The sequence below is a fragment of the Bartonella sp. CL162QHHD genome (genome assembly GCF_042195435.1).
Lineage (GTDB): Bacteria > Pseudomonadota > Alphaproteobacteria > Rhizobiales > Rhizobiaceae > Bartonella.
The window spans coordinates 45,922-63,669 of the sequence record NZ_JBHIOG010000042.1 but is presented as its reverse complement, the minus strand read 5'-3'; the positions used below and the strand labels follow the sequence as shown (position 1 = coordinate 63,669).

General features: G+C 39.1%; 17 protein-coding genes, 1 tRNA gene and 1 pseudogene. 12 read left to right on the top strand and 7 right to left on the bottom strand.

Annotated elements, in window-relative coordinates:
- Positions 1-430: 430 nt before the first annotated feature.
- Positions 431-515 (bottom strand) — tRNA-Leu (locus ACFILD_RS03495).
- Between the two features lie 222 nt (positions 516-737).
- Here ACFILD_RS03495 and ACFILD_RS03490 point away from each other — a divergent pair.
- From ACFILD_RS03490 to ACFILD_RS03480, 3 genes are all read left to right on the top strand, one after another.
- Positions 738-1,343, top strand: coding sequence for a YqaA family protein (locus tag ACFILD_RS03490; protein ID WP_273790911.1), 606 nt, complete (start codon positions 738-740; stop codon positions 1,341-1,343).
- 12 nt (positions 1,344-1,355) lie between these two features.
- Positions 1,356-1,928: a disulfide bond formation protein B gene (locus tag ACFILD_RS03485; RefSeq protein WP_273790912.1), complete on the top strand. Its 573-nt coding sequence runs from the start codon at positions 1,356-1,358 to the stop codon at positions 1,926-1,928.
- A 297-nt stretch (positions 1,929-2,225) separates the two neighbouring features.
- Positions 2,226-2,750, top strand: coding sequence for a type II toxin-antitoxin system PemK/MazF family toxin (locus tag ACFILD_RS03480; protein ID WP_273790913.1), 525 nt, complete (start codon positions 2,226-2,228; stop codon positions 2,748-2,750).
- A 42-nt stretch (positions 2,751-2,792) separates the two neighbouring features.
- Here ACFILD_RS03480 and ACFILD_RS03475 read toward each other — a convergent pair whose 3' ends face one another.
- The 3 genes from ACFILD_RS03475 to ACFILD_RS03465 form a co-directional block, all read right to left on the bottom strand.
- On the bottom strand, positions 2,793-2,999 hold the full coding sequence (locus tag ACFILD_RS03475; RefSeq protein WP_375630961.1) for a hypothetical protein: 207 nt from the start codon (positions 2,997-2,999) through the stop codon (positions 2,793-2,795).
- 830 nt (positions 3,000-3,829) lie between these two features.
- Positions 3,830-4,042 (bottom strand): hypothetical protein, encoded by a 213-nt coding sequence (locus ACFILD_RS03470; protein ID WP_375637788.1) that lies wholly within the window; start codon positions 4,040-4,042, stop codon positions 3,830-3,832.
- A gap of 289 nt (positions 4,043-4,331) precedes the next feature.
- Positions 4,332-4,991, bottom strand: coding sequence for a hypothetical protein (locus ACFILD_RS03465; RefSeq protein ID WP_375664773.1), 660 nt, complete (start codon positions 4,989-4,991; stop codon positions 4,332-4,334).
- A gap of 1,076 nt (positions 4,992-6,067) precedes the next feature.
- On the opposite strand from ACFILD_RS03465, the gene ACFILD_RS03460 reads away from it, so the two are divergent.
- From ACFILD_RS03460 to dut (ACFILD_RS03450), 3 genes and pseudogenes are all read left to right on the top strand, one after another.
- The gene (locus ACFILD_RS03460) at positions 6,068-6,877 is read left to right on the top strand and encodes a VIT1/CCC1 transporter family protein (RefSeq protein WP_375637786.1); all 810 of its coding nucleotides are present in this window, start codon (positions 6,068-6,070) and stop codon (positions 6,875-6,877) included.
- Positions 6,878-7,136: 259 nt separating this feature from the next.
- Positions 7,137-7,667 (top strand): dUTP diphosphatase, encoded by a 531-nt coding sequence (gene dut / locus ACFILD_RS03455; RefSeq protein ID WP_375643289.1) that lies wholly within the window; start codon positions 7,137-7,139, stop codon positions 7,665-7,667.
- Between the two features lie 82 nt (positions 7,668-7,749).
- Positions 7,750-8,320: pseudogene (dut, locus tag ACFILD_RS03450) on the top strand (dUTP diphosphatase).
- A gap of 834 nt (positions 8,321-9,154) precedes the next feature.
- Here dut (ACFILD_RS03450) and ACFILD_RS03445 read toward each other — a convergent pair.
- The gene (locus tag ACFILD_RS03445) at positions 9,155-9,736 is read right to left on the bottom strand and encodes a biopolymer transporter ExbD (protein WP_375659711.1); all 582 of its coding nucleotides are present in this window, start codon (positions 9,734-9,736) and stop codon (positions 9,155-9,157) included.
- Complete coding sequence (locus tag ACFILD_RS03440) at positions 9,733-10,635, bottom strand: MotA/TolQ/ExbB proton channel family protein (protein WP_375630956.1); 903 nt, start codon at positions 10,633-10,635, stop codon at positions 9,733-9,735. Before ACFILD_RS03440 ends, ACFILD_RS03445 begins: the two co-directional genes overlap by 4 nt.
- 1,002 nt (positions 10,636-11,637) lie before the next feature.
- Between ACFILD_RS03440 and ACFILD_RS03435 the strand changes: the two genes are divergently transcribed.
- Positions 11,638-11,976: a YqjD family protein gene (locus ACFILD_RS03435; protein WP_375613241.1), complete on the top strand. Its 339-nt coding sequence runs from the start codon at positions 11,638-11,640 to the stop codon at positions 11,974-11,976.
- A gap of 3 nt (positions 11,977-11,979) precedes the next feature.
- On the top strand, positions 11,980-12,423 hold the full coding sequence (locus tag ACFILD_RS03430; RefSeq protein ID WP_375630955.1) for a hypothetical protein: 444 nt from the start codon (positions 11,980-11,982) through the stop codon (positions 12,421-12,423).
- A 583-nt stretch (positions 12,424-13,006) separates the two neighbouring features.
- Here the strand turns inward: ACFILD_RS03430 and ACFILD_RS03425 are convergent.
- On the bottom strand, positions 13,007-13,750 hold the full coding sequence (locus tag ACFILD_RS03425; RefSeq protein WP_375630954.1) for a nuclease: 744 nt from the start codon (positions 13,748-13,750) through the stop codon (positions 13,007-13,009).
- A gap of 159 nt (positions 13,751-13,909) precedes the next feature.
- On the opposite strand from ACFILD_RS03425, the gene ACFILD_RS03420 reads away from it, so the two are divergent.
- From ACFILD_RS03420 to ACFILD_RS03405, 4 genes are read left to right on the top strand one after another with little or no spacing between them, the layout of a single operon-like run.
- Positions 13,910-14,260 carry a TrbC/VirB2 family protein gene (locus ACFILD_RS03420; RefSeq protein ID WP_375613238.1) on the top strand — a complete coding sequence of 117 codons (351 nt, stop codon included), beginning with the start codon at positions 13,910-13,912 and terminating at the stop codon, positions 14,258-14,260.
- An 18-nt stretch (positions 14,261-14,278) separates the two neighbouring features.
- The gene (locus ACFILD_RS03415) at positions 14,279-14,602 is read left to right on the top strand and encodes a type IV secretion system protein VirB3 (RefSeq protein WP_375628050.1); all 324 of its coding nucleotides are present in this window, start codon (positions 14,279-14,281) and stop codon (positions 14,600-14,602) included.
- On the top strand, positions 14,602-16,962 hold the full coding sequence (locus tag ACFILD_RS03410; protein ID WP_375664772.1) for a VirB4 family type IV secretion/conjugal transfer ATPase: 2,361 nt from the start codon (positions 14,602-14,604) through the stop codon (positions 16,960-16,962). The genes ACFILD_RS03415 and ACFILD_RS03410 overlap by 1 nt, the downstream gene beginning before the upstream one ends.
- Complete coding sequence (locus ACFILD_RS03405) at positions 16,959-17,738, top strand: type IV secretion system protein (protein WP_375664771.1); 780 nt, start codon at positions 16,959-16,961, stop codon at positions 17,736-17,738. The genes ACFILD_RS03410 and ACFILD_RS03405 overlap by 4 nt, the downstream gene beginning before the upstream one ends.
- Positions 17,739-17,748: the final 10 nt, after the last annotated feature.

Below are 17,748 nucleotides of genomic sequence, written 5' to 3'. Positions count from 1 at the left end.
TGTTTTAAAGAAACATCTCTCAAAACCCTCAAGCCCATTTTGCGAAAGCACCTACAAGAATATAAAATCTATAGAGCACCATCTCTACACTTCATAAAAGTGCAAGCTGGCACCATCCATCATACACTTTACCTCCAATGATGCCCTTGAAACGGCATAAGAGGCATTTTTATTCATTTTTTGTAAAATTTCACTCCACGCGAGCTCATCTAGCTTGTAACGTACGAGCGACATGATTTTGGTTGATTTACTATAAGCAGACTTGAAATGAGAGAATCCTACGGTATTCGAGGTTTTTCATTCAACATGCAAAACATTGAACACGGTCTATAAATCCCATGTTTTATAAATCCCCCCATGTTTTATAAATCCCATGTTTTATAAATCAAAGCGATGCGCCATAACAGGATCAAGGGAAATATTTATGAAGTGGTGCGGGTGGTCGGACTCGAACCGACACTCCTCTCGGAACCAGATTTTGAGTCTGGCGCGTCTACCAGTTCCACCACACCCGCACACTTTTATAAAAGACAGGACTATAAAAGATAGACTTGTCGATTATTCCTTTGCACTATATGAAGAAGCACAGATTCGTCAACAGAAGACTTCTCATTTTTTAAGAATTCATATCATTTTCTGATCTATTTTATGGAATATTTTCTTTATTGGATTTCTCTACCGGATTTATAGCAATCTCATTTGTAAAGTCTTTACCTCTTAAACTTATAAAAAGCCTCATGATATTAAACAAATTAAAGCTTTGGACGATTTCTTTAGCAAATCGGCGTACAGCACCACACTGGCTTGGTTTCATTGCCTTTATTGAAAGTTCTGTTTTTCCAATTCCCATAGATGTTTTATATATTCCGATGCTTCTTATCCATCAAAAGCGGGTTTATCGTTATGCTTTGATTGCGACAATCTGTTCTGTATTAGGAGGCATTGCCGGTTGGTTTATCGGACATTTTGCCTATGATACCCTTGCCAAACCCATTTTAGAAATTTATGGTAAGGTTGAAAGTTTTGAATCTCTGAAAAATAGTGCAACCCTGCAATTTCTAATCATTTTACTGATAACATCAGGTTTTTTTCATCTTCCCCCCATCAAGATTGTCACAATTTTGGCCGGTGTAATGAGTGTACGTCTTGAACTTTTCATGCTTATTTGTATTTTTTCTAGAGGCGCTCGTTTTTATCTTCTCGCGTGGCTGATTAAACATTTTGGACAAAAAGCAATGAATTTTTTAGTACAGCATTTCAAATGGATTGTTCTCATTGGTTGTGTTAGCCTCCTTTTAATTTATGGGATTTTCATAGCTTTTTTAAACAGGAAGCTTTTATAAGGAACAGACTTAATGGCATGCGTTTTGTCTTCTCACCCACTTTTACACAAGCACCTTCATCTTGAACCCAGCAGAAAAGAACAAAGTTTGTGGGCTTTTTTTCTTGCTTTTTGCTTGTCTGCCACAATAGGTATTGCCCTTGGTTTTGAACATTTCGGAGGGTATCTTCCTTGCGATTTATGTCTCATAGAGCGTTTCCCCTATTATGGGGCCATACCATTTTTGCTTTTAGCAGGTTTTGGGGCATATTTTTTTCGCATAACTGCTTGGGTACAACTTTTATTTTTGTGTGTTTTTGTCTTAATGTGCATCAGCCTTGTTTTAGCCATTTATCATGCGGGTGTTGAATATGGCTTTTGGGCTGCTCCCCTCAGTTGTGGTTTAAGCGCAGTGAGAAAAACCTCAGACATTAACCAGCTGCTCAGCCAATTAAACAACATTCATCCCCCTTCTTGTTCTGAAGCATCCGCACGCTTTCTTTTTCTTTCATTTGCCGGTTGGAATGTCGTCTCAAGCCTATTTTTCAGCCTTATAAGCCTCTATATTACTTCAAAAGGCATTCTTTCAAGCAATAAAAAACTCTAACCATAAAATAGAAACGAAACCGCGTTCACTCGTTCTCTCCAATCGCTTCCCCCCTAACCAACAACTCTCCAGTCACCAATCCCCACCCAAAACCACCCACCGCCAAACCAACCCACCAACACCAACGAGTCACCAACATCCCTCCTCTAGCGTTGTACTCAAAAGACAAAAATAAGCAGATACATCCATTTTATGGTTTCACCTCTCTGTACTTATAAGCAACATTTTGATAAAAACTCGTGATAGAAAAGCCGTAAAATAATAAGTGAGGGGACCAATAAATATAAATGGTCTGCTATGGCTGAAGATAAGAATACAGAGCCTTCTACCCTATCACCTATTTCCTTAGATATAACCAAACTTGAAGAACCATGTGTTATGATGGAACATGATCATAATGCATGGCGCGAGCATATAAAAGAAAGGGATTTAAATGCGCCTTACGAAAAACCACCTCATATAAAACCACGAATCAAATCGGCACCACGCATCAGGCAAGTTTTTTGGTGCGATTTTCCTCATGATTCGATACTCCCTGAATTTTGGAAAAAGCGGCCTGTTTTAGTGCTTTCTAAGAATGCAAAATTATATGGAAATGTGACAGTTTTACCTTTTTCAACGAAATCACAACCCAATAATCCCGCTGCGTATCCAATACAATCTCCCATAGAGAATAAAAAAGCGTGGATTATCTGCAATTATGTCACAACAGTTTCTGTAAGTCGTTTAAGTTGCTCACGTACCGTTCCAAGGTTATCCTGCGAAGATTTTCATAAAGTTGTAGCTCTGATGCTCAAATATTTACCGCATTTACAGTATTGACTTTTGGGAAAAATAAGTGTACCTATATCAGCATACACGGCATCAGTAATGGTGGCCGCTTCCCCGCAAGGGGAGATAGGAACGAAGGAGTGGGAAACCGCTCCTTTCGTCATTTTTAGTATTTTTTTGAAAACTGCCATTTTTTGCAACCTTCCCTAGAACATATCCAACATTCATTCTCCACCGTTGTTGTTTTGCTCCACCGTTGTTGTTTTGAAATATCTGCGATTTGGGATAAGCAGAAGACAATATCCACACCTTGGATCCGGTAAAGTTTCCCATGGAGATTACCGAGATATTGTACATACTTATCATTTCATTGCACAAAAAATCATGCTGCCGTTGCTTAAACTTTATATGATTTTCCGCAATGGGAATATCTTTCCAAGATTGAAAAAAAGCTTTGCTTTATATGACCACACCTCAAACGATCGTATTTGACGAGATAACAAAGAAAATTCTCTAATAAACCAGAAATCAACACCCGACCGATTTCTATCTCTTCACCAAAAACAATTGTTTATTGCCCTAACCACATTATTTCACCGGTCACATGATCTAACATAGCTTTTGCAGATAGATTTTCTTCCCTGTTCTCCTAGAAACGATCTATGCTATTTTGGGATTTACTGCTGAATTGCTTATGCTTGCACTTTGAATGCCTTTTTTCTCACCATATAAAAGGTAGATAAAAAAATAATTTCGTTTATCAGCTTTATTTTAAAGACATACCTATTTTTACAGGATACGTTTTCCTTTCTATCAGCCCTATCGCATTTAATACACTTGTCGTTTCTAAACATGAACAACCAAGCATCACAATGGAACAATAGACATCCATCACTTTCATGGGCACTTGCATTGACAAGAGATAAACAAGAGTATTGATCATCACACACGGAGCAAAAATCTATAGCGACTACGCCATAGACTTTCGCCACGCACGGGTTATTCTTAAAGCATATTTATGATGAGATAATCATTTATGACATCATTTTTGTTACGCCACAGAACGGGTTTTGCTATTGTGCAAATTTTTCAAGAGAAATCCTCACTCGCTCATAGATGACAAGATTTCTTTATGGAGAAAGCGTATGGCGCTCAGCTTTGACCTTTTCCATAACAAGGATAAGTTCAAACTTTAACCAACACGACAATACACCTATTCTAAACGATTTACACACCACCTCATCAGCAACAGGCTGCTCCAATATCGGTGTATTTATCGGTGCATTGACTTGAGGATTTTTTGCACTTCCACGCACCGTAAAAAAAGAAAATATTTTTATCATTTTCAACTCCATTTTAATTGATTTGGATTTTAAAAATGACCAAAAAAATCAAACAAAAATAGAGAGGTAAGTTACGAAAACTACAGGGTAAATTTTACTGCCCCAAAATGTCTATTTTCCCCCGCCTGAACAGTCAGAGGAACACTATAAAAAATATTTTTATTGAAAAACAATTACTTATAATCTAGGGAAGAAAAGTAAAAATCCCCCCAGAAAAAGAGATTATCTTCAAAATTATCAAAAAAAGCAGCACAATTTTAGTGATCTTTTTATTTTTTTTTTGATAAAATTAATTGGCAGGTGTCTTAGGCGCCCCTCCGGTAGGTTCCCAATTCGCAACAGCCGCTAATTCCTCAATAAGCTTCTCTCTTGGTAAATTATCATCATCCACCAACTTGTACTGAACGGCATTGTCACTAAGCCACTTTATAAGCGTTCCTTTAACAGTTTTACCACCCTCAGCCTCACTCACCGCTTCCCATGCCGCAACAATAGCAGCAAGCTTTGGAGCATAACGTGGATGCGTTGGATCTTGAAACGCATATTTTTGATCCTTAGTCTCAGCAAAATTATCCTCAGGGAAAAAAACTTTAGGTCTCTTACCACGCAATAAAAGCCATTCTTTTAAATCATCTAGGGAAACAGAAGAATATTCAGCAATAGGATGCTCGTTCAAAGGAAACCCCTCAAAATCACTAAGATAGTACCATTCTACCCTTAATTTTCCCTCTTTTGCTTCTCTTACTATGTCACTATAAACAGCTCGGAACAAAGCAATTTTATCAAACGGTACTCGCTCCTCTCCTTCGTAAATATAACTGTCTTCAGGGCTATATTCGCCGGGAAATTTACATACGAGTGGATTCAAGCCCGCTATCAATAACGCTGCCTGCAGTATTGTTATTTTTTGAGAACATAAAAACCATTCTAAACTTTCATCAATTTCCATATATTCCCCGCTTTTTCTACAAAACTTAACATATTTTTTAAAATGCTAAGAGCAATCTCCTTCACTGACACAGAGATTATACTCCCCTCACATTGCACGCTTATCACACTTTTTAATAGCCTCACAACCACACCCTTCCTTGTGATACACAAGCAAATGATTTGAATTGATTTAAGATAAGAAGTTTTGAAGTGAGAGGAATCCTACTGAATTTTGGGCTTTCATGCAAGATATCAGGCAAGTTACAAGGCAATAAATGCCCCTTCATAAAGCATAAATTTTTATGCGTGATCAAATAATTTGATATGATAATATCTCTGTCATTTATACACTCCCACCCTTAAACCTGCCCCTGCAATTACAGCACAAAAGATAATTCGTTACACGCTAACAAATCCACCTAAATGCAAAAGCTGTAACAACGCTAAAATGCGCGTAAATATCATAAGAATACTGTCTTACACCTCCACAAGCAGAATGAGTGGCGTAAAACTGTACAATAAAATGCCATGCCTATAATGAACCGTGCTAAAGACTGTCGCAACACTGGGAGCTAAGGTGTATGATGATGCCAGCTTGCTCTTTTATGAAGCGTAAAGATTAAGAAGACTCAATGGAGTTTATATTATTTCATGGAAATTTTGCGGCTCTACCCTTCTATACTCTTCACGGGGGCCCACCCTCGCGAAATGGGCTTTTATCCCTTGAAAAAGGTCTCTTTTAAAGAATCATTTCAAATTCTAAGAGCTGTTACAGTCTTTTGAACGCATCAAATGAATGATGATGCTAGCTTATTCCTTTCCTATATTCTCGAGCATCAATACATTAGAATGCTCCATTCAAACGCCCCTTTAGCAAAATAAAGCACATTGTCTCTTAAATTTTTTCACGTAATCATTTCTTTCATGCGCCCCTGTCGTCTCCATTTAATGAATCTCCTTATACTTTCTCAGCATCCCATCACCTTTTTTCTCAGTGCAACCTTTTTGTAATTTGTCAGTTTTTAACTTTTAGATTGACTTTCGGTTTATTTTTCTTATGTTTTAGAATTATTCTAAAGTGCAGAGGAACAGAAAATGTTGAGATCGTTTTTTTCATTTGTACAACGTAAAGCTCTGTCCTTTCGTTCAGCACAAAACGTGATACTTAAAGCGCTCAAATTAAAAGAGCAACATGCGGCGCTCTATTTAAAATATGCAAAAGCTCTAGAACCTTATTCCTCTAAGGAAGCCGCGGTTTTTACCGCTATGGGGCTTCAAGAGCTTAAAAATTATAAGCAACTTTTGTGCCTTTCTTGTCATAATCGTGCAAACACTATCGGTTCATTATGTGACAAAACTTCTCTTGTGAAAGAAAAGAGCCGCCATCCCTCCCAAAAAACAACAGCGGCAAATCACACCATAAAAAAACCTTCAAAAACGCAAAGACAAACACTTTTGACTTGGATTCAACCAGGTCTTGCAGGATTAATGGATGGCTCTGTCTCTACCCTTGCCCCCATTTTTGCCGCAGCTTTTGCCACGGGAGACACGCATCAAACTTTTTTGATAGGGCTCTCAGCTTCAATTGGTGCGGGACTTTCAATGGGTTTTACAGAAGCAGCCCATGATGACGGCAAATTATCAGGGCGTGGTTCGCCATTAAAAAGAGGTCTTGCCAGCGGCATCATGACAACATTAGGAGGACTAGGTCATACTCTTCCCTATTTGATCAACTCTTTTTATGTAGCGACAATTATTGCTTTTATCATTGTTTTTTTCGAACTAGGCGCCATCGTCTGGATTCAGAACAAATTCATGTCCACTCCCTTTTGGCGCGCCTCTTTACAGGTCATCATTGGTGGTGCTCTGGTTTTTGCCACGGGTATTCTTATCGGTAGTATCTAAAAAATCTTATCTGTAACCATAATTTAGATCTCAAATAAGCGCATGCCCCTAGGCATAAGCCATCCTTGATGATGCCATTATTGAAAAATGCCATTGATAATGTTAGGTGGTGTTGTGGAATATTTTAGGTCAGTAAGAGATGATAAGCAAGCTCTGGGGACAACCTATATCCACACACCTTTATCGACTTGGTTTTATAGATATCTTTTGTTAAAGTATCATTTTCTTCTAGACCTCATATTTTGGAAATGCCTTGATCATGTCGCACACTGAAACCAACGCCTCTCTAAACAACCATCCTGTCTCTTCTCAATCTTCACGTGCCCAGACTTTATTTGTTCAGCGTCTTGCACACGGACAAGGTTTAGAACTTCCTTGCTACGCGACAGCAGGTTCTGCGGGTCTTGATCTACGGGCAGCAATTGGAGAAGAAGAAACGCTTGTTCTTGCCCCTGGGCAGCGGGCACTTATTCCAACAGGTCTCATTTTTCATTTATCTCTTGGGTTTGAAGCACAAATACGTCCACGCTCTGGCTTAGCCTTAAAACACGGCATCACATGCCTCAACACTCCAGGAACGATTGATAGTGACTACCGTGGTGAAGTCAAAGTCCTTCTTATCAATTTAGGACAAGAAGACTTTTCAATCCAACGGGGCATGCGCATTGCCCAAACAGTCATCGCCCCCGTATCCCAAGTTAATGTTTGCGCCATTGAACCAGAGCAAAATACCCAAAGCCATAACGAGAGCCGTGGAACAGGAGGTTTTGGTTCAACGGGACACACTTAAGAAGCTCTGAAAATCGCTCCTCTCAAAATAACACATACTTATTCCAACCACTCTTTCACTTAAAACCCCTTGGGCTTTTAAAGTGCAGAAGGAATGCGCATTTGCTTTCAAAGTTTTTTCACTAAACGCCCCTCTAAACGGGCATCCTTACTCTTCTCCTGTCTCTTCTCAATCTTCACATGCCCAGACTTTATCCGTTCAGCATCTTGCACTTGGGACAAGAAAGCTTCCTCATTACGCAACGGCTGGTTCTGCGGGTCTTGGATTTACAAGCAGCAAATTGGTAAAGAAGAAACGCTTGTTCTTGCCCCTGGGCAGCGGACACTTATTCCAACAGGTCTCATTTTTCATTTATCACGTGGGGTTTGAAGCACGCATCCGTCCACGCTCTGGCTTAGCCTTAAAACACGGGCATCACATGCCTCAACACTCCAGGAACGATTGAGTGTGACTATCCGGAAGTGAAGTCAAACTCCTTCTTATCAATTTAGGACAAGAAGACTTTTCCATTTAAACAGGGCATGCGCATTGCCCAAACAGTCATCGCCCCCGTATCTCAAGTTAATGTTTGCGCCATTGAACCAAAGCAAAATACCCAAAGCCATAACGAGAGCCGTGGAACAGGAGGTTTTGGTTCAACGGGACACACTTAAGAAGCTCTGAAAAAATCGCTCCTCTCAAAATAACACATACTTATTCCAACCACTCTTTCACTTAAAACCCCTTGGGCTTTTAAAGTGCAAAAGGAGTGCGCATTTGCTTTCAAAGTTTTTTCACTAAACGCCCCTCTAAATAATCATCTCTCAATTACGTCTCGTGCGCTATACAAAATTTCATTATCACCCGATCCCCCTCCCCCATAACAAAAACATTGGCATTAACCATTGAGCGTTCACACACTGCTTGTAATGTCGACAATCTATACATCATATTGATTTATAATAATAATGAATTGTCTTTCAACTTAAATGAGAGATCTCAGTACTGTAAGATTGTTTCATGGCAAGCCTATTGATATTAAATCAATCAAAAGCATGTTTCTCACATTCCAAACGTGGTTAGCATACAGATAAAAACTGAAAAAATGCCTACAATGAATACGTATATTAACACTGTCTTGGGAAAAAAATATAAATACGATAATGGTGCTCGCTTACTCTTTTATTAAGCATAAAGAGAGTGAGGTTCGATAGATTTTTTGATTATTTTACGGGGGCTTTACGGTTATACCATTTATGAACACCGCCGCAAAAAGGGCTTTAAGATGTATTAAGACACACAACAATCGCCTCTGCTGTTTTCTTGATCACACCTCTTGCGGCAAGATGAGTAGTGCTTAATCCTAAAAAACCGATTCAATATATGAATCCCCTGCATAATATCAAACCCATGCGTATTTGGTTTAATAAATCCACGGAACCCTCATCAATTTCACTCTACGACTTTGAGTAATATGCTTTGCTTCCTGCAACAAAGGCTGTTTTTTATCACTGATCAGAGGCATCAGCTGGAATATTAGCGTTTCCCGTAGTGCTCGTTGTTACGGCATCCACATGCCCCACAACGTTACCACCCGCTCCATCGACAGCAGCGTTCGCTACCCCTGTTGTTTTATTATTGATCTCACCTCTTGAGACAAGATTGGTAGAGTTTTGCAATCCTACAAGACCGATTTTATGATATCCAGCCATGCGTATTTGATTTAATAAATCGATGACAGCACCATAATCAATTTCGCTATCCGCTTTGATTAAAATTTTTGTCTCTAAATTTTGCGTCGTTTCCCTCAACAAAGCTTCTCTCAAAGCTGCTTGTTCTACAAGATGATCACCAATGTAAAGAGAACGATCTTTTTGCAACGTAACATAAAGAGGTTCATCAGACTGAACCACTGAAGGTGCTTGAGTTATAGAAGGAAGCTGAACGGAAATGGCAGATGTTGCCAAAGGCGCTGCAACCATAAAAACAATAAGCAACACCAATACAACATCAATAAAAGGGGTCACATTGATTTCGCTTTGCAACCCACTCTCGTCTATATCCCAATCATTATTAAGGCTTGCTTTCATTTTTTATGACTTTTCTGTTGTCTTTGTCTATCAAGTTCACGGCTCAAGAGCCTTTCAAGAGCAGCAGCGATATCACCTAAATCACTACGATAACCACTCAAAGCACGCATAAGGCTATTATACATAACAACGGCGGGAATAGCCACAAAAAGCCCAACAGCCGTTGCGAATAAGGCTTCAGCAATTCCAGGCGCCACCACATCAAGTCGCGTTGTTTGAGACTGAGCAATCCCAATAAAAGAATTCATAATTCCCCAAACAGTTGCAAAAAGACCAACAAAAGGAGCAATTGCGCCAATAGTTGCAAGAACAGCGCTTCCACATGCAACACGGCGTGTAGCAGCCAGCAAGCAGCGTGACAAAAGTGAATGAACCCTTTCTTTTAAACCTTCATGAACATCGCGAGCCTTAGCATCGCGAACATCGCGGGAAACATCTTCATATTGATTGCTCTCCTCATAAAAGAGAATATCTTCAATCGTTTGTGCCCTTTCCTCTGTACTGGTTTTTTCACCAGAGCTTTCGTTTATCCCTTCAGGAGCAGAAAAATGAACCTGTTGTGCAGAAAGATACACCTCTTTAAGGACTTCTTTGAGAAAAAACACACCAGCCCCTTTGCTTTCTTTCAAGCTCGCTGCCAAACGCGTAAGAGTCTGAGCATTTAGAACCAATTGAAGTTCATGACGTACTCTTCGTTTTACCAAAGTGATCTCAACAATTTTCACAAAAGCAATTGTCCAAGACATAAGAGAAGCAAGTAACAAAATAATGATAACGGCTTTCACCACCCAATCAGCAGCCATAAACATAGAAAGAGGAGAAAAATCATGCACTGTCAATACAGCAGACATATTATCTAAAGGGACTGTTTTATCTAAAGGGACTGTTTCAGATTCCATTTTTATCTCACATTCTTGTGCTCTTATCTTTATTTATGAGCTGGATCGTCACCCCGCATAGCATCACTGTTCCAAAATGCCACTACCCTTTTAACGTCACTTGTGTATTCCTCTTAAGAAAGAAAACTTGATAAATCAAGTATAGTTTTATTCCACAAGCTCTCTCTTGTTTTAAAGAAATTACTCAAGAAATTTTTCTCTAACAATTCAACAAGTTTATCTTACCCAATCAATTTATTGCATAAATTAGGCAAAATGATAAACTTACAAGAAGTATCGCATATAATATTTTAATTTATAAGAATAATTTATCATCGTTCCTGTTAAATAAATCTCTCATATCGCAAAGTTTCTCTCATTTCAGCGGCTCTTTTAAAGCCAACAAAATATTTGCTTACATGAAACAAGCAGCAAAAATATCATAAAACTCTTGAAAAAAAGGATACGCACATCTCTAAAAACCCGTGCACTGAAGTACCTCTTCTACCCTAAAATAAAAATATACCTTACGTTTAAAAAAAGAACGATCGCAATATCTTAAACTGACCAAAAGTATCATGGGGAGCGCGTGTTGCCCCCAAATACATAGAGAGCAAAGAGCCGCAATATTATTTTCTTTTTCTTCTGCAAAAGCATAAAAATGACATTATTTCTGCCGCAAAATCGCAACAACGATGTTTTTTACCTGTCACAAGCCTAAAAAATAAACCTCAACAGGCTTTTTAAAAAACTTTTATAAAAAACTGCGCCACGAGAAACTGAAGAATGGTGCTAAATTGCTGCAAAAGCATAAGACAATTCTCAACAGATGCGACCCTTTACAGACAAAGCATATCGTATAGGAAAGATTTATTTTATCAAAAACAGTTTTAAATTCGACAAAATGAAAGGAACCAAAAAAAGCTTTTGGCGTTACTCAAGCAGTGAAAATTTTCACTCCAATGCAAATGATCACTATGAACACACCAATACAAATATAATGAATCAAGAGGGAAAAATACCATGGCCCATAATAAAACAACACAGCACGATAAATCAGCCGTAGAAAAAGACCAACAAAAAGACCTACAAGGACAATTAGAAACGTTACGCACTGAAATTTCAGGGATTACCTCAACCCTAACAGATCTTGGTGCAAACAAATTCAACGCCGCCAAAGACAAAGCGGAAAAACTATATCACTCAGCGAAAGAAAGTGGTGAAGACATGATGTCTCAAGCAAAAGACAAAATTAGTGATCTTGAACAAACCATGAATCAATGCGTTCGCAAAAATCCTGGCAAAAGCGTTTTGTTTGCCGCAGGGGTTGGTTTTATTCTTTCTCAATTACTGCGTCGTTAAGCAATGCATAAGTTTATCGCGCCTCTTTTAAACCATCTTGTCGGTGGAGGGCTTAAAAGCACAGTCAAGCAAGTACGCCTTCAAGCAATTTTCTATGGGTTTATTGGCATTTCATTCTTCATGTCTTTGCTTTTTTTATGTACCATCGGTTTTATTGCGTTATGTTCTGTTATGAAGCCTCTTGCTGCCGCCAGTATCATGTTTTTAATTTGTCTTTCTCTTGCAGGATTAGGTCTTATTATCAGTCGCGTTCTCAAAACTTATCAACGCTATGACCAACAAAAAAAGACAGAAGAACAACGCCACAAACTCATGACAGATGCGACCGTTTCCAGCCTTGCAGCTCTCAGTCAACATCTCCCTTTTGCCAAATTGGGTGTTCCCATTCTCGGACTTGCAACTTATTTTTTGTGGAAAAAAGATAAAAAAGACCGCTTTTCAAAGTAAAATATGTAAAACTGTCACTCTAAATTCCCCCTCAGTGTGCTTTCTTTTATAGCAAAAGAAAGCACATTTTTTTCCTCATAGTCTCTTTAGCTTCTTCAAAAGCCTGAAAAAAAATCCCCTTCATTTTGCTAAAAATTCCATAGAACCGCTACACTCTCTTTCAGATTGCAACCCATATTTCATGAACATAACAACATAAGGCAAAACTTACATTAAAAATTCTGGTTTGATTTGAAGCAATTGGTTGTTTTTTGAAGGCAAGGTGTTTTCAGTTTTACCTTTTCTCTATTTTTTCATAAACCTTTTTTCATGACCATAGGTCACATCAGTAGTTTGCATGTGTTCAGATTTTTCTGAACACTCATGTTTGTTACAATGACTATTTTGTTTAGGGGAAGGAAACGCGCTCTCCCATAGCGCTGTAGTGAGCAACCTATATGCGTAAGCGAGCTTTAAACACAACAATTTTCCATAACGAGCGTTGTCCACCAAGGACTGTGTGGATTATAATTAACTTTTTTCTGATAAGATTTGCAGTAGAATATTGTCTTGATTTTTAAATAGCGCTTGAGAGAACGCTTTATCAATTATGGTCAATGGGATTATAGCTTCCATGATCTCTTCGCCAATCTTCTGGTTGTTGAAATTGGCTCGACCATAAACCGTTTTGTGCTTTTTGAGCAGCAGATTGTAAGTTTTTATAGTCTGCTGGGGATGGAAAATGATGCTGATCTTTTGTCAACACCATCAACCCTTCTGCAAGCCCCAAACGCGCCAGATCAACCCCATCTACAAAACATTGTGCATAATGAACCTGTTGAACGACACGTGCTTGCCGACAAGTAACCTTTTTATCAATTGTTTTTGAGACAAGCCACGCCGTAACAAAAGCGCCGCAAGGCCACTTAACTCCGTTGCGTGAGGCAAATTGCCTCATTTCACAGCTTTCCACACCATATAAGCGGATATCACGGATGATCTTTTTTCTCCACCCATCATCTACAAGCGTAATCATTTTAAAGGTCACACCACTTGTAACCTGTATAGCACCGGAATAGACCGGCACATTTTCTTCATAAAATTGTGATGCGAGTGGTTCTGGATGCAATACCACATTTTGTTGGTTTACGTCTTGTTGGTTTGCATAATCTATCAATTGTGACTTCGGATTTTGAACGGGGTTTCCAATTGTCTTTTCTGATCCTTTTAAAAAAGAAGTTTGAGTAAGTTGTTCATTATGTTGACTTAAATAAAAGTATCCTAAAATAATAATACAAATTAAGATAATATATTTAGGCGCTGATCGAAGATATTTTAAAAGTATCATTTTGAATATTGCTGTATTTTATTGTTCATTAAATAATAAAAGATTAAATATTATTAATTTATCGATAGAAAAATTTATTTTTTTCATTTATATGATTCCCGATTAATATTTTGAATATTAATTTTGTGATCAACTTAAACATAAAGCGGGGGAATTTTCATGAAAAACATGAATAATTCGTTCATTAATGAACATACCTTACAAAAAACTATTCTATCCAACACCCAAAAGAAATGGTTAACAGCAGCATTGATGCTGTTTATTGCCTTCATGGCACTGAGTGAACCAGCATTTGCTGATGGCGGCTTCGGAAAAATTGAAACTGCTCTTGATAAAATCATTGAAGCTTTAACAGGAAAAATTGCAACATCAATTGCAACCATTGCGGTTGCTGGTATTGGGCTTGCATGGATTGCTGGTTATGTTGAAATGCGTAAAGCTTTTTTCGTTTGTGTTGGCATCGGCATTGTTATGGGTGCAACGCAAATTGTATCAATGTTTTCCCATTAAACGTTGCCTTTCAAAGCCATGAAAGAGCACGACAAGCTAACAGAAGATACGTTATTTCTTGCTTGCACGCGCCCTGCAATGATTGCAGGCGTAACAGTGGAAGCTATGGGATTAAATGGGATAGGAACGATGATATTGTTCATTATGGCAGGCAATATTTTTTTTCTAACCTTTGGTGTGATGCTGCATTTCATATTCAAGGAAATCCTAAAGCATGACCATAACAAATTTCGTATTCTTCTGACATGGCAAAAGACAAGTATTTTTGCCAGAAATTCGAGTCTATGGGGTGGGGGAAGTATTTCTCCATTACGATTAATTCGTAATTATGAGGAATTATAATGAATAGAACAGAGCGCAAACGTGAAAAGCAGCCAGAGGCGATCATTCCTTATGTGCGCCATGTCAACAAGCACATCATTGCGCTGGATTCACGCGCTCTCATGAGCGTTATTAAACTTGAAGGGATTAACTTTGAGACAGCGGATATTATTGATCTGAATGTGCTTCACGAACAGCTCAATAATCTGTTTAAAAACATAGCGGATGAACGGATAGCGCTTTATAGCCATATTATCAGAAAGCGTGAAACTGTTTATCCGGATGGGACTTTCAGATCGGCATTTGCCAAGCAATTAGATGATAAATATCGCGACCGGATGATTTCACAGGAGCTTTATCGCAATGATCTTTATCTTTCTATTTTGTGGAATCCACACGTTGATCAAACGGATAAATTAGTGGAGTTTTTCAAACGTTTAGGCAAAGCCAAGCAAGAAAAGACAGAAGTTGATGCAGAGTCCATTCGCAAGCTTGAAGATATTACCACAGATCTTATTCAAAATTTAGAGCGCTATGGTGCAAGAAGATTGAGTCTTTATGAACATGAAGGCAATATTTATTCGCAGCAAAGTGAGTTTATCCACCAATTGGTGGGAGGTCGTCGTGAACGTATCCCTCTCACATGGGGGACGATAGCTTCGACTGTTTATTCAGACCGTCTCATTTTTGGAAAAGAGATCATAGAAATACGCACCGAGGCGGCACAGCGGTTTGCGGGCATGTTTGGTTGGAAAGAATATCCAGCAAAAACCAGGGTAGGCATGGCGGATGGTTTGCTCACCCTTCCCTTTGAGTTTATTTTCACCCAATCTTTTATTTTCAAGAGCAAAAACATTGCCAAGCAGATTATGGGGCGCAAACAAAACCAAATGGTCAATGCAGGAGACCGTGCGGGCTCACAAATTATGGAACTGGATGATGCGCTTGATGATCTTGAATCCAATCGTTTTGTTTTAGGGGAGCATCATTTATCATTGGCAGTTTTTGCTGATACGCCGCAAGAGTTAGCGGATAATCTTGCCAAAGCGCGTTCTCGTCTTACAGATGGTGGGGCTGTCATTGCGCGGGAAGATTTAGGGTTAGCGGCGGCTTGGTGGGCACAATTGCCTGGCAATTATGCTTATCGCACCCGCTCTGGTGCAATAACAAGCCGCAATTATGCAGCGCTTTCTCCTTTTCATTCTTTTCCGGTTGGGAAAATAGATGGCAATGTATGGGGACCAGCGGTAGCCTTGATGAAAACCTCTGCTGGTTCACCGTTTTATTTTAACTTTCACTTTGGTGATTTAGGCAATACGTTTGTTTGTGGTCCCTCTGGTTCTGGGAAAACGGTTATTGTTAATTTTCTTTTAGCGCAACTTCAAAAGCATGATCCCAATATGGTCTTTTTTGACAAAGATCGGGGCGCAGAACTTTTTGTCAGAGCGGGTGGCGGCACTTATATGCCCTTGAAGAATGGTAGACCGACAGGCATAGCACCGCTAAAAGGCTTAGACTATAACAATCCAGCAGATAGAGTTTTTTTACGCCAATGGATTATCAAGCTTGTTTCTTCTGAAGATCAAAAGATCAGTGAATCAGAAAGACAAGATATTTCTGCTGCTGTTGACCAACTTGCCTTGTTGCCAAAAGAACAACGGACGATCTCCGCCTTACAAATGTTTTTTGACACCACGCACAGGGAGGGGATAGCGGGTCGTTTAGAAAGATGGTGTAAAGGCAATGCCTTAGGGTGGGTTTTTGACAATCCTGATGACGACATTGGCATTGATGCAAAATTTATTGGTTATGACATGACGGATTTTTTAGACAATAATGAAATTCGTCCCCCATTAATGATGTATCTTTTTCATAGAATTTTGTCTCTGATTGATGGGCGTCGTATTATCATTGTCATTGATGAATTTTGGAAAGCCTTAGAGGATGATTCCTTTAAAGCCTTTGCGCAAGACAGGCTGAAAACTATCCGTAAACAAAATGGTTTGATGTTGTTTGCAACGCAATCTCCCAAAGATGCGATCAATTCGACCATTGCCCACACCATTATAGAGCAATGCCCAACACAAATTTATTTTCCCAATCAAAAGGGCAATCATGGGGATTATGTAGAAGGTTTTAAATTATCGGACAGAGAATTTAACCTGATACAATCAGAATTAAGCCGTGAGTCACGGCGTTTTCTCATCAAACAAGGACAAAGTTCAGTTGTAGCAGAACTGAATTTACGCGGCTTTGATGATGAAATAGCCATTTTAAGTGGCACCACCAAGAATATTGAACTCCTAGAGACCATTATGGATGAAGTTGGACAATCTCCAGAAAAATGGCTTCCTATTTTTCAAGAAAGGTCAAAGCAATGAAAAAACTTTTATTGGCAACAGCTCTTTGCGCAATTTCTTTTGGTTTAACAACCAATTCATTTGGTTTTGGCGGTATTGTATTTGATCCCAAGGCTTTTGGACAAATGATTAAACAAGTTCAACAAGGCCAACAACAGCTTAACAAGTTGCAAGAACAAATTCAACAAGGTGCACAACAGCTTGACCAATTAAAGAGCCAACTCGATCAAGCGAAACAATTATATAACTCCTTAAATGTCAAGCCTGACATTTCGGGATTGAAAGAGATGTTTAACAAGCAAGGGAGCAGTGGCGCCCTTCCTTCAGATTTTAACCACTTTCAACAATCAATGGGCAGTGGTGGCGGTGGTGGTGGCGGCGGCGGCGGCAGCAAAAACACGCAAAAATGGCAAGAAGAACTTAAATACAAAGAGCCCTCAGGGGGTGCTGGATCAAAAGAGGCAGCAGATGCTTTTTACGCACAAGAAGTGAAAAAAGCCGAACAGGACACGGTAGGACAGGCAGCCAAAGGCCAAGACGTCTACGAAGAAGCCAGTGAAACACAAAAAACCATTAACAAGCTCCTTGACGAACTTGGAAGTACTAAAGATTCGGGTAAAATTCAAGGCATTCAAGCACAATTATCAGCAATACAAGCAAAACTCCAAACACAAGTTCTCCAAATGCAAGCCGCCGCGATGATTCAACAAGCGGAATACAAAGCTGCCGAACAACGAGCTTACGAAGAATTTGCAGCGCGATATGCAGATTATGCCAAAAAACTCGGTGGTCAATAAACGAGAAAAA

Coding starts and splice junctions, on each gene's coding strand:
- ACFILD_RS03490 (WP_273790911.1), top strand. CDS start 738: ATGATATTAAACAAATTAAAGCTTTGGACGATTTCTTTAGCAAATCGG.
- ACFILD_RS03485 (WP_273790912.1), top strand. CDS start 1,356: ATGGCATGCGTTTTGTCTTCTCACCCACTTTTACACAAGCACCTTCAT.
- ACFILD_RS03480 (WP_273790913.1), top strand. CDS start 2,226: ATGGCTGAAGATAAGAATACAGAGCCTTCTACCCTATCACCTATTTCC.
- ACFILD_RS03470 (WP_375637788.1), bottom strand. CDS start 4,042: ATGATAAAAATATTTTCTTTTTTTACGGTGCGTGGAAGTGCAAAAAAT.
- ACFILD_RS03465 (WP_375664773.1), bottom strand. CDS start 4,991: ATGGAAATTGATGAAAGTTTAGAATGGTTTTTATGTTCTCAAAAAATA.
- ACFILD_RS03460 (WP_375637786.1), top strand. CDS start 6,068: ATGTTGAGATCGTTTTTTTCATTTGTACAACGTAAAGCTCTGTCCTTT.
- dut (WP_375643289.1), top strand. CDS start 7,137: ATGTCGCACACTGAAACCAACGCCTCTCTAAACAACCATCCTGTCTCT.
- ACFILD_RS03445 (WP_375659711.1), bottom strand. CDS start 9,736: ATGAAAGCAAGCCTTAATAATGATTGGGATATAGACGAGAGTGGGTTG.
- ACFILD_RS03440 (WP_375630956.1), bottom strand. CDS start 10,635: ATGGAATCTGAAACAGTCCCTTTAGATAAAACAGTCCCTTTAGATAAT.
- ACFILD_RS03435 (WP_375613241.1), top strand. CDS start 11,638: ATGGCCCATAATAAAACAACACAGCACGATAAATCAGCCGTAGAAAAA.
- ACFILD_RS03430 (WP_375630955.1), top strand. CDS start 11,980: ATGCATAAGTTTATCGCGCCTCTTTTAAACCATCTTGTCGGTGGAGGG.
- ACFILD_RS03425 (WP_375630954.1), bottom strand. CDS start 13,750: ATGATACTTTTAAAATATCTTCGATCAGCGCCTAAATATATTATCTTA.
- ACFILD_RS03420 (WP_375613238.1), top strand. CDS start 13,910: ATGAAAAACATGAATAATTCGTTCATTAATGAACATACCTTACAAAAA.
- ACFILD_RS03415 (WP_375628050.1), top strand. CDS start 14,279: ATGAAAGAGCACGACAAGCTAACAGAAGATACGTTATTTCTTGCTTGC.
- ACFILD_RS03410 (WP_375664772.1), top strand. CDS start 14,602: ATGAATAGAACAGAGCGCAAACGTGAAAAGCAGCCAGAGGCGATCATT.
- ACFILD_RS03405 (WP_375664771.1), top strand. CDS start 16,959: ATGAAAAAACTTTTATTGGCAACAGCTCTTTGCGCAATTTCTTTTGGT.